At 71.7% G+C, this 12,956-nt stretch carries 18 protein-coding genes; 10 read left to right on the forward strand and 8 right to left on the reverse strand.

Annotated elements, in window-relative coordinates:
* Positions 1-133: 133 nt before the first annotated feature.
* The 4 genes from RWQ91_RS11010 (at position 134) to RWQ91_RS11025 (ending at position 2,977) form a co-directional block, all read left to right on the forward strand.
* Positions 134-658 (forward strand): methylated-DNA--[protein]-cysteine S-methyltransferase, encoded by a 525-nt coding sequence (locus tag RWQ91_RS11010; RefSeq protein WP_314505931.1) that lies wholly within the window; start codon positions 134-136, stop codon positions 656-658.
* A gap of 144 nt (positions 659-802) precedes the next feature.
* Positions 803-1,150, forward strand: a complete 348-nt coding sequence (locus RWQ91_RS11015; RefSeq protein ID WP_314505932.1) for an Lsr2 family protein — start codon at positions 803-805, stop codon at positions 1,148-1,150.
* 46 nt (positions 1,151-1,196) lie between these two features.
* Positions 1,197-2,105: a pseudouridine-5'-phosphate glycosidase gene (locus tag RWQ91_RS11020; RefSeq protein WP_314505934.1), complete on the forward strand. Its 909-nt coding sequence runs from the start codon at positions 1,197-1,199 to the stop codon at positions 2,103-2,105.
* On the forward strand, positions 2,102-2,977 hold the full coding sequence (locus RWQ91_RS11025; RefSeq protein WP_314505936.1) for a carbohydrate kinase family protein: 876 nt from the start codon (positions 2,102-2,104) through the stop codon (positions 2,975-2,977). The genes RWQ91_RS11020 and RWQ91_RS11025 overlap by 4 nt, the downstream gene beginning before the upstream one ends.
* Positions 2,978-3,156: 179 nt before the next feature.
* On the opposite strand, the gene RWQ91_RS11030 is transcribed toward RWQ91_RS11025, so the two are convergent.
* Together RWQ91_RS11030 and RWQ91_RS11035 are read right to left on the reverse strand one after the other, a co-directional pair.
* Complete coding sequence (locus RWQ91_RS11030) at positions 3,157-3,942, reverse strand: hypothetical protein (protein ID WP_314505938.1); 786 nt, start codon at positions 3,940-3,942, stop codon at positions 3,157-3,159.
* Between the two features lie 84 nt (positions 3,943-4,026).
* Positions 4,027-4,554, reverse strand: a complete 528-nt coding sequence (locus RWQ91_RS11035; protein ID WP_314505940.1) for a flavodoxin family protein — start codon at positions 4,552-4,554, stop codon at positions 4,027-4,029.
* Positions 4,555-4,719: 165 nt separating this feature from the next.
* Between RWQ91_RS11035 and RWQ91_RS11040 the strand changes: the two genes are divergently transcribed.
* Positions 4,720-6,435, forward strand: a complete 1,716-nt coding sequence (locus RWQ91_RS11040) for an FAD-dependent oxidoreductase (RefSeq protein WP_314505942.1) — start codon at positions 4,720-4,722, stop codon at positions 6,433-6,435.
* A gap of 4 nt (positions 6,436-6,439) precedes the next feature.
* Here the strand turns inward: RWQ91_RS11040 and RWQ91_RS11045 are convergent, their stop codons facing one another.
* On the reverse strand, positions 6,440-7,198 hold the full coding sequence (locus RWQ91_RS11045; RefSeq protein ID WP_314505944.1) for a class I SAM-dependent methyltransferase: 759 nt from the start codon (positions 7,196-7,198) through the stop codon (positions 6,440-6,442).
* Between the two features lie 68 nt (positions 7,199-7,266).
* Between RWQ91_RS11045 and RWQ91_RS11050 the strand changes: the two genes are divergently transcribed.
* A complete protein-coding gene (locus tag RWQ91_RS11050; RefSeq protein WP_314505945.1) occupies positions 7,267-7,584 on the forward strand; it encodes a hypothetical protein in 318 nt (105 codons plus the stop codon).
* Here RWQ91_RS11050 and RWQ91_RS11055 read toward each other — a convergent pair whose 3' ends face one another.
* The 3 genes from RWQ91_RS11055 to RWQ91_RS11065 form a co-directional block, all read right to left on the reverse strand.
* Positions 7,585-8,073: a MarR family transcriptional regulator gene (locus RWQ91_RS11055; RefSeq protein ID WP_314505947.1), complete on the reverse strand. Its 489-nt coding sequence runs from the start codon at positions 8,071-8,073 to the stop codon at positions 7,585-7,587.
* A 66-nt stretch (positions 8,074-8,139) separates the two neighbouring features.
* The gene (locus RWQ91_RS11060; RefSeq protein WP_314505948.1) at positions 8,140-8,646 is read right to left on the reverse strand and encodes a 2'-5' RNA ligase family protein; all 507 of its coding nucleotides are present in this window, start codon (positions 8,644-8,646) and stop codon (positions 8,140-8,142) included.
* A gap of 19 nt (positions 8,647-8,665) precedes the next feature.
* Positions 8,666-9,544 carry an LLM class flavin-dependent oxidoreductase gene (locus RWQ91_RS11065; protein WP_314505950.1) on the reverse strand — a complete coding sequence of 293 codons (879 nt, stop codon included), beginning with the start codon at positions 9,542-9,544 and terminating at the stop codon, positions 8,666-8,668.
* Positions 9,545-9,663: 119 nt separating this feature from the next.
* On the opposite strand from RWQ91_RS11065, the gene RWQ91_RS11070 reads away from it, so the two are divergent.
* From RWQ91_RS11070 to RWQ91_RS11080, 3 genes are all read left to right on the forward strand, one after another.
* The gene (locus tag RWQ91_RS11070; RefSeq protein WP_314505952.1) at positions 9,664-9,933 is read left to right on the forward strand and encodes a hypothetical protein; all 270 of its coding nucleotides are present in this window, start codon (positions 9,664-9,666) and stop codon (positions 9,931-9,933) included.
* Between the two features lie 67 nt (positions 9,934-10,000).
* Positions 10,001-10,591 (forward strand): carboxymuconolactone decarboxylase family protein, encoded by a 591-nt coding sequence (locus RWQ91_RS11075; protein ID WP_314505953.1) that lies wholly within the window; start codon positions 10,001-10,003, stop codon positions 10,589-10,591.
* A 9-nt stretch (positions 10,592-10,600) separates the two neighbouring features.
* Positions 10,601-11,494 carry an RNA polymerase sigma-70 factor gene (locus tag RWQ91_RS11080; protein WP_314505954.1) on the forward strand — a complete coding sequence of 298 codons (894 nt, stop codon included), beginning with the start codon at positions 10,601-10,603 and terminating at the stop codon, positions 11,492-11,494.
* A 4-nt stretch (positions 11,495-11,498) separates the two neighbouring features.
* Here the strand turns inward: RWQ91_RS11080 and RWQ91_RS11085 are convergent, their stop codons facing one another.
* A complete protein-coding gene (locus RWQ91_RS11085; protein WP_314505956.1) occupies positions 11,499-11,873 on the reverse strand; it encodes a nuclear transport factor 2 family protein in 375 nt (124 codons plus the stop codon).
* A 119-nt stretch (positions 11,874-11,992) separates the two neighbouring features.
* Between RWQ91_RS11085 and RWQ91_RS11090 the strand changes: the two genes are divergently transcribed.
* Positions 11,993-12,745, forward strand: a complete 753-nt coding sequence (locus tag RWQ91_RS11090; protein WP_314505958.1) for a DUF2071 domain-containing protein — start codon at positions 11,993-11,995, stop codon at positions 12,743-12,745.
* Here the strand turns inward: RWQ91_RS11090 and RWQ91_RS11095 are convergent.
* Positions 12,736-12,924 carry a hypothetical protein gene (locus RWQ91_RS11095; protein ID WP_314505959.1) on the reverse strand — a complete coding sequence of 63 codons (189 nt, stop codon included), beginning with the start codon at positions 12,922-12,924 and terminating at the stop codon, positions 12,736-12,738. The two genes, RWQ91_RS11090 and RWQ91_RS11095, sit on opposite strands and share 10 nt — an antisense overlap.
* Positions 12,925-12,956: the final 32 nt, after the last annotated feature.

Consider the following 12,956-nt stretch of genomic DNA (forward strand, 5'->3'; position numbering starts at 1 on the left):
CGCCGCGGCCTCCGCGGACGTCGGCTGCGCTCAGCGTCGCGGCCGCTCCTCCCCAGCCCCCGGCCGGGCGGCCCTCTCCCCCGTTCTCCACACCGCCGCGGTGACGCGTCGTCCGGCGGGACAGGATGGTCGCATGACCGCACCGCTGCACAGCCGCTTCCGCCTGCACCCGTCGCCCGTCGGCGACGTGCTCATCGTCACGACCGACGAGGGCATCCTCAGCCTGCATCCGCTGCGCGAGGCACTCGAGAACGAGCTCGAGCGCCTGTCGCGGGTGCTGCGCAGCGTCCCGGAGCGCGCCGACGACGACCCCGCAGCGGCGGATGCGGTCGTGCAGCTCGACGAGTACTTCGCCGGCGACCGGCAGGCGTTCGATCTGCCCCTGGACTGGCGCCTCGTGCGCGGCTTCACGCGTGACGCGCTCGAGGCGGTGCGCGGCATCCCTTACGGCGAGACCGCCGGCTACGGCGAAGTGGCGGTTCAGGCGGGCAGTCCGCGGGCCGCTCGTGCGGTCGGCACCGCATGCGCCACGACGCCGTTCTCGATCGTCGTGCCGGTACACCGGGTCGTGCGTGCGGACGGCTCGATCGGCGAGTACGGCGGTCACCCCGAAGACAAGCGGTTCCTGCTGGAGCTCGAGCGGGCCGCGAGCGAGTAGGCCGCTCGCGTGCCGAGCGGGCCCGGGACGAAAGCCGTCCCGGGCCCGCACATCCGGTCTCCCGCCCGCCACGCCGCCGTCGCGGGCGCGGCGCGCGGGCATTCGGCCGTAGCAGCGTGCCGGGGCGCTGAGTAGGGTTGCGCCATGGCCCGAAGAATTGTTCATCAGCTCGTCGACGACCTCGACGGCTCCGTCCTCGACGTCGGCGAAGGTGAGACCGTCCTGTTCTCCCTCGACGGCACCGCGTACGAGATCGACCTGACCGACGACAACGCCGCAGCGCTGCGCGATGCCCTCGCTCCCTACATCGGGGCGGCGCGCTCCATCTCGTCCTCGCGCGGCGCCTCGTCCGAGGCATCGCGCAAGCGACGACGGCCCGGCCAGCAGGATTACAGCGCGATCCGCGCGTGGGCGAAGGACAACGGATTCCAGGTGTCCGAGCGGGGCCGGGTTCCGGCATCCGTCGTCGACGCGTACGAAGCAGCGCACTGACCCGACGGTTTCAGCGGCTTCCCGGTCGCGATGCGAGGATGGGCGCATGGCTGCATTCGTCGTGTCCGAAGAGGTCTCCGCTGCGCTCGAGCGCGGTGCTCCTGTCGTCGCATTGGAGTCCACGATCATCTCCCACGGTCTTCCGCGGCCGCGCAATCTCGAGGCCGCGCGCGAGTTCGAGGGCATCCTGCGCGATCAGGGCGTCACGCCCGCCACGATCGCCGTGCTCGACGGGGTGGCGCGCATCGGCCTCGACGACGAGGGCATCCGGCGCATCGCCGACGAGGAGCTGGCAAAGGCGAGTGTCCGGGATCTGCCGATCATCCAGGCGCGCCGGGCCAGCGCCGCCACGACGGTCGCCGCGACCTCCCAGCTGGCTGCGCTCGCCGGCATCCGGGTGTTCGCGACCGGGGGGCTCGGCGGAGTGCACCGCGGCGCCACCGACACGTTCGACGAATCCGCCGACCTCGGCACCCTCGCGACCACGCCCATCACCGTCGTCAGCGCCGGGGTGAAGTCGGTGCTCGACATCGCTGCGACGCTCGAGCGCCTGGAGAGCCTCAGCGTCCCGGTCGTCGGCTACCGCACGAACGTGTTCCCGAGTTTCTGGCTGCGCGAGAGCGCCTTCACCCTGGATTGGTCGGTGGATGCCGCGGCCGAGGTCGCCGCGATCATGCGGGCGCACGATTCCCTCGGCAACCGGCAGGGCATCGTCGTCGCCAACCCCGTGCCGGAGGATCAGGCGTGGGATGCCGCCGAGCACGACCGCGTGCTCGCGCAGGCGCTGGCCGAAGCCGACGCGGCGCACATCACCGGAAAGGCCGTGACGCCCTTCCTGTTGCTGCGCATCGTCGAGCTGTCGGAGGGTCGCAGTCTGGAGGTCAACCTCGACCTGGCGCGCAACAACGTGCGCGTCGCCGGCGAGATCGCCGCCGCGTGGGCCGCGCACGGATGACGGGATTGCGCACGAGCGGGCCGGCGCTGCCGGGCGGCATCCTGGTCGTCGGCGATGTGATCGATGACACCGTCGTGATTCCCTCTGGCCCCATCCGCCCCGACACCGATACCGCCAGCGCGATCCGCAGTGTGGCGGGCGGGTCGGCCGCGAACACGGCCGCGTGGCTGGCTGCTCTCGGAGCCGATGTCGCCTTCGTCGGCGCCGTGAATCGGAGCGATGTCGACCGGCACTCCGCGCTGCTGGCGGGCGTCGATGTGCACCTGCAGGGCACGCCGTCCCCGACCGGGGCCATCATCGTGCTGGTGCAGGGCGCGGACAGGTCGATGCTGACCGACCGCGGAGCGAACGCCGACCTCGACTTCGATGCGATTCCCGACGACCTGATGCGCGCGCACGTGCACCTGACGGGGCATTCGATGGCGGCATCCGACGGCGCGGCGTTCGCGCGATTCCTGCGCCGTGCCAAGGCGGCCGGCGCGACGGTGTCGGTGAGCCCCGGATCGGTGGCCTACATCGACGCGCTCGGCGCCGCGCGGTTCGCCGAAGTGATCGCCGGCGCCGACGTGCTGTTCGCGAGCGCGGTCGAGGGCTCGGCGCTCACCGGCGTCTCCGAGCTCGATGCGATCGCGGCTCGCGTCGACGCACCGACCGTCGTGCTCACCCTGGGCGCCGACGGGGTGGTCGTCGACGGGACGCACCTGCCGGCCGTGACCGCGCCGGTCGTCGTCGACCCGACCGGGGCCGGCGACGCGTTCTGCGCGGGCTTCCTCGCGCGGTGGATCGTCGATCGGGATGCGGTCGCCGCGGCCCGGGCCGGCACCGAGGTCGCCGCACGCGCGGTCGGCGTGGTGGGCGGCCGGCCCGCCTGACCGGCGGCCTCTGTGCGCGCGAAGGTCCTTCCACACCGGCCCACTTGTCGTATATGTTCGCGACACGCCGCGGCCGACGTGCATATACGACAAGTCGACGAATTCGGGATGCCGATCCCCGGCGCGTCCGCCGCGAGAAGGTGGGTTTCCCGCCGCGAGAACCACCTTCTCGGCGGGAGTCAGTCGTTGTCGCCGAAGTAGGTGATGTCGGCCTGATCGAGAAGGATCGACACCCCGCGCTCCGCCGTCCACCGGAAGACCAGGCTCTGACCGCTCGACATCCGGGCGGGACGGTACTCGGGCGCGACGTCGCCGTAGGGGATCGAGACATCGAGCAGACCGGCCAGGAAGCGCTCGTCGGCTGAGCACCGCGCGTACGTCCGGTCGCCGCGGTCCAGCAGGATGCAGCGCTGTTCGGTCACGTCGGATCGCGCGAGCCAGAGGCTCCAGCCGTAGTACGGTCCCAGCGCCTCGGCCCATTTCAGTCCGCCCTCGACCGGGAACGCCGGCGCGGCCGGCTGCGGGACGTACCGGGCGAGCGATCGATCGAGCGGAATGTCGAGGAGGAGTGTCTCGGACGCGTTCAGCGCAGCGACGGCCGGCTCCGCCTGCACGGTCGGCTGCGGGGAGACGGCCAGCTCAGGCCCTGCGGACTGCCCGGCCACGGCCTGCACGACGACGACCACGGCGACCGCGACGATGCCCGCGACGACGGCGGTGCGCCAGCCGAAGCGGGGTGCGGGTCCGGCCGCCTGGTCCACGACCACGGCAGCGGCGGCGGTCGGCGTCACCGGTCCGATCACCGGCTGGTCCGGTTCCGGTGCGGGCGAGGGAACCGACGCCTGTCGTGCGCGCGTCTCCAGCGCGTCCAGCCGGGCGAGGGCGGCCGGATCGCCGTCGATATCGGCATCCGGTCCGTAGGCGCGGCGGCGCAGCGCCGCCAGCTCCGTGACCTCGTCGTCCACGGTTCCACGCTAGCCGCGCGCAGGCGCGCCGGGGCGGCCGCAGCCGAACCGCCAATCAATCGGCGCTCGAGCGATCCGCCTGTCTCACTCCTCCGCGGGCGGCGGCGGCGCCCCGCGGAGCACGGCCTCGACCTCGCGCGCCCACTCCACCGCGCGGCCCAGCTCACCGTCCACGAGCGGACCCTCGTACCCGTGCACGCGGAACGACTTGGCTTTCATGGCCACGTCGAAACCGAGGGATCGCAGCTCGTGCCGCGCCGCCTTGGCCGCCGAGCCCGGCAGCCGCGGCGTGTCGACGCGCGTGTCGAATGCGACGGCCATCACCGGCACCGAGATGTGCGGCAGCCGCGCCAGCCACTCGCGGATGCCGACAGTCGGGGCCCGCGGAGCACCATTCTGGCTCACGGCGCTCTCGCGCGTGGAGGGCCGCGTCATGGAGAACCCGTGGGTCGGGCCTCCGACGACGACGAGGTCGTAGTCCTCGATGGTGCCCGGCGCGGACTCGACGTCGAGCACGCGCACCGACATCGTGCGCCCCAGCTCGTCGGCGAGGGCTCGGGCGACCCTCGCGGTGTTTCCCCACAGCGATTCGTACACCACGACAGCGCGCATGGTTCCTCCAGGTTCCGCCCCATTCGATCGCGCCGAGGCGACGGCGGACAGGGCCGAAGGTCCCTCCCGGCCCCTCTGGTGAGGCGCTGAGGTCGGGCGGTACACTCGCCGCGTGCGGTCACACCTCGCCGACCGCGATGGAGCACGCAGGAACGGCGGTTGTGCATGAACGCTGATGCCGCAGCCCCCCGCGCGCCCGCCATTCTGGTCGTCGCCGCGGATGCCGCTCAGCTGCGCGCGGTCGTGGATCCGCTGAATCGCCGCTACGCGCAGGACTACCGGATCCTCGCGAGCCCGAGCCCGGCCGACGCCGCGGCGCAGATCGTGGCACTGCGCGCCGAGCAGGCCGAGCTCGCGCTCATCCTGGCCGATGACGCCTCCCCGCTCGACGGTCACGAGAGCGTGTTCGCTGCGGCCCGGCGCAGCTTCCCCGACGTGCGACGCGGCCTGGTGATCGAGTGGGGATCGTGGGCCGACCGCGAGACCACCGAATCCGTGCTCGAGCTGATGTCGCACGTGCAGATCGACTACTACGTCGTGCGTCCCACCGCCACCCACACCGCCGATGAGTCGTTCCATCGCGCGATCACCGACTTCCTGCACGAGTGGGAGTCCTCCAGCGGGCGTCGCCGTCGCGGCTTCACAGTGATCGGCGACCGCGCGCAGCCACGCACTCACCAGCTGCAGAGCATCCTCGCGCGCGGTGGCATCACCGCCCGGCGGGTGGACCCCCGCACCCCTGAGGCCGACGCCCTGCTCGCCGAGTCGAGCGTGCACTACGACGGCGTGCCCCTGGTCCGCACCGCCGATGGCGCCGTGCTCGTCGACCCCGACGACCTCGCCCTCGCGCGCTCCGCCGGCCTGGACACGTCCCTGCCCACCCACACCGTCGACGTCGCGGTCGTCGGTGCCGGACCGGCAGGGCTCGCGGCCGCCGTGTACGCGGCATCCGAAGGGCTCGACGTCCTCGTCCTCGAGGGCGACGCGATCGGCGGACAGGCGGGATCGAGCTCGCTCATCCGCAACTACCTCGGCTTCTCGCGCGGCGTGTCGGGGTCGGAGCTGGCCCAGCGGGCGTATCAGCAGGCCTGGATCTTCGGCGCGCGCTTCGCCCACGCCCGCCGGGCCGCGGCTCTGACCGTCTCCGGTGCGGGGTTCGAGCTGCAGGTCGAAGGCGGCGAGATCGTCCGGGCCCGCACTGTCGTGCTCGCCGCCGGTGTCAGCTACCGGCGACTCGCGGCGCCGGGATTGCGCCCGTTCGTCGGCGCCTCGGTCTTCTACGGGGCGTCATCGGTCGAGGCGCGCGCGCAGGCGGGCCGCACCGTGCTGGTCGTGGGCGGCGGCAACTCGGCGGGACAGGCGGCGCTGCACCTCGCCCGCTACGCGAAAGCCGTCTCGCTCGTCGTCCGCGGACCGTCGCTCGCCGAGAGCATGTCGCGCTACCTCATCGATCAATTGGATGCCGCGGGCGTCGGTCTCATGACGGGCACGCGCGTCGTCGACGCCGGCGCGCACGAGTCCGACCACCTCGACCACGTCGTGCTGGAGCGCACCGATTCCGGCGAGCACGTGGAGGTTGCCGCGGACGCGGTGTTCGTGACGATCGGCGCCCGCCCGCACACCGAGTGGCTGCCACCCGAGGTGCTGCGCGACAGATGGGGGTCGGTCATGACCGGCGCCGATGTCCTCACCGAAGGCAAGCCGGGGGCATGGCAGGGCGCAGAGGCAGGACCGACGCAGTTCGAGTCGTCCGTGCCCGGCTTCTACGCGGTCGGCGACGTGCGCCGCGGTTCGGTGAAGCGCGTCGCCGCCGCGGTCGGCGAAGGCTCGGTCGTCATCTCGGCGGTGCACGCCCACCTCGGCATGCACGTGGGAGGCTGAGCGCTCAGCGCAGACCCCTCGCCACCCAGGCGGTCGCAGACGTGCGGATCGGCCCGTCGCCGAGAAGTTCGCCGCACCGTTTCCGCACCTCGTTGCGAGCGTCAGGGTGGAGCGCCGCGAGCTGCGACCCGGCCGGGCCGACCCCGAGGGTGTACGGCCGCCACCAGTCCTCGAACGTCGGCGAGCTTACGGTGACCGACAGCTCCGACTCCTCGACCCGGCGGCATCCGGCCTCGCGCAGCAGCGCGCCAAGCTGACCGCGGCGTGCTCCGAAGCGGTCGGTTTCGTCGTCGGCGCTGGGATCGACCTGCTTCAGCACCCGCAGGAATCCCGACAGCGGCGACCGCTCGCCGCCGTAGTCCCAGACGTTCACGGCGATCGTCCCGCCCGGCCGCGTCACGCGCCGCAGTTCGGTGATGCCCGCGAGCGGGTCACGAAGGAAATGCACGACCAGCTGCGCGACGACCGCATCGAAGGACGCGTCCTCGAAGGGCAGCGTCTCCGCTGCGGCCGTGATCGCGGTCACACCGGGCAATCGCTCTCGGATCGCGTCGACGAACGGAGCCGACGGATCGACCGCGACGACGGATGCCGGTCCCAGCCGGTCCGCGAGCACGGCGGTCAGCGCCCCGGGCCCGCTTCCCACATCGAGCGCCCGCTGGCCGCGGGTCACGTCGAGCCAGTCCGCGAACTCGACCGCGAGTGGACCCGAGTATCTGCCCATGAACTGGTCGTACGCTTCCGGCGCGACCTCGAACGACATGCCCGGAGTCTAATCCGGCGCCCGGACGGGCGGCAGGGCCGCCTCCTCCGGACCGATAGCCTCGAGCCATGGAGGAGTGGGAGCAGGGCGCGGCCGAGGCGCTCGAGAAGCTGACCGGATCGCCGATGGCGGATGCCGTCCAGGGCACGATCCGCATCGTCGGGCTCTCCGCCCCGAAGGGGCGGTGGCGCTACCAGACCTGCGAGATGGACCTGATCCTCGAGGGACCGGGACTGGATTCGGAGCCGCTGACGACCGAAGTGGTGCTCGACCGCCGCTACTGGCCGACGGTCGGTCTGGTCATGCGGGCGCGGATCTCCCGCCGGCAGCCGCGGATGATCGACGTCAACTGGGACGCCCTCGCCAGCGAGCCGCGCACGCGCTGATCAGCCCATCAGGGGGCGCAGCACCCGCGCCAGGTCTTCGATGTCGTCGCGGCTGAGCACGCTGAGGGCGAGCGCCTCGCGGCGGATCAATTCGGTCATCGCCGCATCCACCCGCACGGCTCCCTCCGCGCTCAGCTGTACGAGCACGCCGCGGCCGTCACGCGGGTTCGCCTGGCGGTGCACGTAGCCGCGCTCGACCAGATGCGTGAGGCGGTTCGTCATCGCGGCGCTGCCGATCATCGTCCGCTGTATCAGCTGCGCGGGGCTCAGCTCGTGCGGCTCGTCGGTGCGGCGGAGCGCGGCCAGCACATCGAACTCCCACGAGGCAAGCCCGGCGGTCGCGAACGCTCCGGCGCGGATGCGCGCGAGCCGGATCGAGACGCGCCGCAGCCGCGACATCACCTCCAGCGGCGTCACGTCGACGTCCGGAAGCCGGCGTGACCACGCGTCGATCAGCGCATCCACCTCGTCCGGTCCGTTCGTCACCACACCACGACCGTACCGACCCGGCCGGCTCGCCGGGTCCGCCGCGCGCAATCCGGTGGGACGGCCGCCTCAGCGGAGCGGCGTGACCGTGCGCGAAGCGGCGTCCCACCGTCGCAGCGCGACGGCGCGGCCCGCGAGCGCACTTCCGAGCAGGTCCTTCGCCCTCGGCAGCTCTTCGGTGCGCAGCCGGCGCGCCAGGGTGACATGCGGCGTCCATTCGCCACCGCTCGTGTGCGGCGCGTCCTCTCCGGGTCCGGCAACGGTGTGCACGGCGGCGTGCAGCTCGCGCAGCTCGGCGGTCGGCTCCACGCGCCACGCGAGCACCCCGCGGTCGCCGTGGGCGAAGAAGACCGGCTCGGCGAGGCTGACGGAGACCGGCAGCCGGGCGATTGCCGCAGCGAAGGAGACCTGGTCGAGCCGCGGCCGCACGAGCAGGGTGATGTGCGGGCTGTTGCTCGGCGCCGGATGCGCGCTGAGGCTCGACAGGCCGGCATCCGCAAGGCTCCGCCAATCCGAGCGGACGCGCGCGTCGGTCTGGGCGTCCAGCAGCAGCTCGATGCTGACGACCTCGCTCACGCCCGCGCCGACCGCCGGCTCACTGCGCGCCGACCTGCCTCGCGACCTCTCCGGCGGCGGCCATGAATCCCACGAGATCAGCCTCCGCCTCCCGCGGCTGGAGGATCACCGAGGTGGCGCCGGCGCTGAAGAACGGCTCGATCGCCGCCGTGACCGCCGCCGCGTCACCGGCCACGATCAGCGCGGGATCGGCCTCGCCCGCGGTGCGGAGCAGGTCATCCGCCAGCAGGGCGCGCGCGGAGTCGCCGCCGAAAGCCGCCGAGACGAAGACGATCAGCTCGTGCGCGGCATCGCGCCCGGCATCCGCGCGGCCTTCGAGCGCCGTCGCGAGCGTGCGGGCCACGCGATCGGGAGTGCTTCCGGCGGGCAGCACCGTGCCGTCGCCGACCTGCCCGGTCAGCCTGACGGTCTTCGGCCCCTCGCCGGCGACCACGACTCCCGGCGTTCGAGCGGGCGGCCAATCGAGCCGCACGTGATCCAGCGAGACATATCGCCCCGAGGTGGTGACCTCTTCGCCCGCGAGCAGCGAACGCAGGGCCGGCACGTACTCGGCCATGAGAGTCAGCGGCGACGCGACCCGGGCTCCGACCTGCCCCATCCAGGGCAGCACGCCGTGTCCGACGCCCGGGATCAGGCGTCCGGGGAACAGCCGCTCCACCGTCGCGATCTCCATGGCCGTCAGTGCGACATTGCGCAGCGGCATCGGCGCCACGCCGATGCCGACCCGCAGCCGGTCCGTCCACGCGAGCACAGCGGATGCCGCCGCGAAAGCGGACTCGCGAAAGCAGTCCTCCCAGAGCCACAGCTCGGGCACACCGGAATCATCGGCGGCCTGCGCGGCGTCGCGCAGCGCTTCGGGCGGGGAATACGGGGTGAAGATCGCACCGATACGTCGCATGTGCTCACTCTCCCACGAGCCACCGTCATGCTCGCGGCAGCGGCGACGCACCCCGGCTGCGGTGTCGGCGGGAGGCGAGTAATCTGGGCGTCCTCGGCCGGAGAAGGGGAACCGGTCGAATGGGCCAGTGGCATCCGATCCTCGCCGCCGTCGAAGGCCCGACGGGCGTGTGGCGACTGATCGATCCGCAGGGCCGAGAGTACGGCCGGGTGGAGATCCGCCGCATCCTGGACGGCACCGACACCCGCTACAAGGCCGTCTGGCACGGCGAGGTGATCGGCTGGGCCACGACGCTGCGCGAGGCCTGCGAGCGGGTGCACGGCGCCTACGTCCGCTCCCACGGACCCGTGCCTTTCGCCGGCTACCCGACCCTCGGCGGGCCGCGGTGAGGAGATGTCACATCGTCGGTGCGACCGGTGTCTACATGTCAGTTGCACGCTCGACCAAGGAGACGACATGAGCACCAGTTCCCGCATCCCTGCCACCGAGATCTCCGGCGCCTACGGCTCGGTCATCAAGCTGGTCGCCCGCAAGATGATGGGCCGGGTCCCCGATTCGATGGGAGTGCTGTGGCAGAACCCGTCAGTCATGAAGGACGCCATGGGCATCGGGCGAAAGGTGGACAACTGGCACGCGCTGGAGAGCGACCTCGCGGCGTATGCGGCGATGGCGGCCGCTGCCACGGTCGGCTGCAGCTTCTGTCTCGACTTCAACTACTTCATGGCTCACAACCGCGGATTGGACGAAGCGAAGGTTCGCGAGGTGCCGCGGTGGCGAGAGTCCGACGTGTTCACCGACCTCGAGCGGGATGTCATGACGTACGCCGAGGCGGCGAGCCAGACACCGCCCGCGGTGACCGATGAGCTCTCCGATGCTCTGCTGGCGCAGATCGGGCCGGCTGCGCTCGTCGAGCTGGCCGCACGAGTGGCCTTCATGAACATGTCGGCGCGCATGAACATCGCCCTCGGCATCCGCTCGGAGGAATTCGCCGCCGCGTGCGGCCTGCCGCCGCTCGCGCGAGTCGCGACCGCCTCGGACCCCGCGTAGGCTCCCGGGATGACCACAGAGGTCGGCGTCGAGGGCGACCCGTTCGTCGTGCATCGCGGGCTGCTGTTCACCGTCGCGTACGAGTTGCTCGGTTCTGCAGCGGACGCAGAAGACGTGCTGCAGGAATCGTGGCTGCGGTGGGCGCAGGTGGAGGCGTCCGAGATCCGGGAACCGCGCGCGTACCTGGTGCGGATCGTGACCCGGCAGGCGCTCAATCATCTGCGCACGGTCGCACGGCGCCGCGAGGACTACGTCGGCGAGTGGCTCCCCGAGCCGCTGCTGACCGCTCGAGATGTCTCGGAGGACGTCGAGTTCGCCGACAATCTGTCGATCGCGATGCTGACCGTTCTGGAGACACTGGGACCGACCGAGCGCGCCGTCTTCGTCCTGCGGGAGGTCTTCGACGTGCCCTACGACGAGATCGCGGATGCCGTCGGCAAGACGCCGGCGGCGGTCCGGCAGATCGCCCATCGGGCCAAGGAGCACGTCTCCGCCCGTCGGCCTCGGGTGCGCGTCGTGCGATCCGAGCACGAGCAGATCGTCGCACGCCTCGTGGTGGCGCTGAACACGGGAGATCTGCAGGGACTGCTCGATGTCCTCGCGCCGGATGTCGTGTCCGTCGCCGATGGCGGCGGCAAGGTCCGCGGGGCGGCGCCGAAGCCGATCGTCGGCGACGTGCGGCTGGCGCGCTACCTCGTGGGCGGAATGTCGAAGGTCGACGGCGACCTGCGCGCGTCGATGACGTGGGTCAACGGCGAGCCCGCGGTGCGGATGGAGCTGGACGGACGGCTGATCGGGATCGTCAGCGTGGCGGTGGAGGACGGGCGGGTCGCGCGCGTGTACTCGATCGCGAATCCCGACAAGCTCGGGCGGGTCGACGTGCCGATCGCCCTTTTGCGCTGACCGTTCACTCCTGGTCTTCGCGGACCGGCCCCGGCTGCATGTACCACTCGACGAACGACCGCGCACGCCCGTCATCGGCGAAAGTGATCACCCACAGATTCGCATAGACGCTGTCGTCGTCATAGTCGGTCCGCCCCTGCACGACGCCGACGCCATCCGAGGAGGCCAGCGGCGCTCCCGTGAAGGTCCACGACCCGGGCTCGTCGCGATGCGCGAGCCAGCCCTCGACGATCCCCTCCCTGCCGATCCAAGGTTCGGGGTCGAACGGGCCGCCGGCATAGGTCGCGTCGTCGGTGAACAGGGCACGGATGTCGTCGGGGTCGTTGGTGCTCCACGCACGGAGGTAGTCGTCGAGCCATTTCTGCACCATCTCGTTCATGATCCCTGCCTACTCCGGGCCGCGGACATCCGATGACCAACGAGAATCGCGGATGCCGCCACCACCGGGCCCGATCGGTGCGACAGTACAGGGACACCCCGCAGCCGAGGAGCGTGCGTATGCAGCCGATATCGCCGAGCGCGCCGCCGCTGCGCGGCCCGGTCGTCGCCGCGCAGGACTGGGAGCAGGTCGCCTTCGTCCACTGGCGTGTTTCCCCGGCTGCCGTCGCCCCGCTCCTGCCTCCCGGCGTCGAACCCGACGTGATGGACGGATCGTCGTGGGTGGGGTTGATCGCCTTCCGCCTCGGCGATGCGCGCATCGGGCGGCTGCCGCCCATGTCGGGCTGGGGATCGTTCACCGAGGTGAATGTGCGCCTCTATGGCGTGGATGCGCACGGACGCCGGGGTGTCGTCTTCCGCTCCCTCGAGGCCTCGAGCCTGCCGGCGGTGCTGGCGGCACGCGCGCTGTTCGGACTGCCGTACATGTGGGCGCGAACGGCTCAGCACCCCACCCCCGACGGCTGGGACTACGCCTCGCGCCGCGTGACCGGTTCGCCGGTTCGCCACGGTCCCGGCTTTCAGATGTCCATCGCGGTGGAGGCTGCCCGTACGGTCGACGACGAACTGTCGCACTTCCTCACCGCCCGCTGGGGGCTGTTCCAAGAGCGCGTCGGACGCACGCAGTGGCTGCCCAACGAACACGAGCCGTGGGTGCTGCATCCCGCTCGCCTGATCGCGCTGCGCGACGAGCTCTGCGCGGCCGCCGGTCTGCCGGGCGTCGTGGACGCGCCCCCCGACTCCGTCCTGTTCAGTCCGGGAGTGACGTCGAGATTCGGACGGGGCACGTGGCTGCCGGCGCGCGCTCAGGCCTGATCGGGCACCACACGCTCGTCGGAATCGGTCTCTTCGTTGGCCGTTCCGGGCGTCAACCCGAGGAAGTCCGCATCCGGCAGACCGGCATCGTCGATGTCCTCGTCTCGGTCGTAGACCTCGGGCACACCGGGAAGGTCCTCGGCACCCGGCTCGCCGGTGGCACGTTCGCGATCTGACATGGCACATCCTTCCGCTCGAATGCGTCCACGGT

The sequence above is a fragment of the uncultured Microbacterium sp. genome (assembly GCF_963524805.1).
In the GTDB taxonomy this organism is placed as follows: Bacteria; Actinomycetota; Actinomycetes; order Actinomycetales; family Microbacteriaceae; genus Microbacterium.

Excerpts from the sequence above, each read along its gene's own strand:
- RWQ91_RS11010 (WP_314505931.1), top strand. The coding sequence starts at position 134 with ATGACCGCACCGCTGCACAGCCGCTTCCGCCTGCACCCGTCGCCCGTC.
- RWQ91_RS11015 (WP_314505932.1), top strand. The coding sequence starts at position 803 with ATGGCCCGAAGAATTGTTCATCAGCTCGTCGACGACCTCGACGGCTCC.
- RWQ91_RS11020 (WP_314505934.1), top strand. The coding sequence starts at position 1,197 with ATGGCTGCATTCGTCGTGTCCGAAGAGGTCTCCGCTGCGCTCGAGCGC.
- RWQ91_RS11025 (WP_314505936.1), top strand. The coding sequence starts at position 2,102 with ATGACGGGATTGCGCACGAGCGGGCCGGCGCTGCCGGGCGGCATCCTG.
- RWQ91_RS11035 (WP_314505940.1), bottom strand. The coding sequence starts at position 4,554 with ATGCGCGCTGTCGTGGTGTACGAATCGCTGTGGGGAAACACCGCGAGG.
- RWQ91_RS11040 (WP_314505942.1), top strand. The coding sequence starts at position 4,720 with ATGAACGCTGATGCCGCAGCCCCCCGCGCGCCCGCCATTCTGGTCGTC.
- RWQ91_RS11045 (WP_314505944.1), bottom strand. The coding sequence starts at position 7,198 with ATGTCGTTCGAGGTCGCGCCGGAAGCGTACGACCAGTTCATGGGCAGA.
- RWQ91_RS11050 (WP_314505945.1), top strand. The coding sequence starts at position 7,267 with ATGGAGGAGTGGGAGCAGGGCGCGGCCGAGGCGCTCGAGAAGCTGACC.
- RWQ91_RS11065 (WP_314505950.1), bottom strand. The coding sequence starts at position 9,544 with ATGCGACGTATCGGTGCGATCTTCACCCCGTATTCCCCGCCCGAAGCG.
- RWQ91_RS11070 (WP_314505952.1), top strand. The coding sequence starts at position 9,664 with ATGGGCCAGTGGCATCCGATCCTCGCCGCCGTCGAAGGCCCGACGGGC.
- RWQ91_RS11075 (WP_314505953.1), top strand. The coding sequence starts at position 10,001 with ATGAGCACCAGTTCCCGCATCCCTGCCACCGAGATCTCCGGCGCCTAC.
- RWQ91_RS11080 (WP_314505954.1), top strand. The coding sequence starts at position 10,601 with ATGACCACAGAGGTCGGCGTCGAGGGCGACCCGTTCGTCGTGCATCGC.
- RWQ91_RS11085 (WP_314505956.1), bottom strand. The coding sequence starts at position 11,873 with ATGAACGAGATGGTGCAGAAATGGCTCGACGACTACCTCCGTGCGTGG.
- RWQ91_RS11090 (WP_314505958.1), top strand. The coding sequence starts at position 11,993 with ATGCAGCCGATATCGCCGAGCGCGCCGCCGCTGCGCGGCCCGGTCGTC.
- RWQ91_RS11095 (WP_314505959.1), bottom strand. The coding sequence starts at position 12,924 with ATGTCAGATCGCGAACGTGCCACCGGCGAGCCGGGTGCCGAGGACCTT.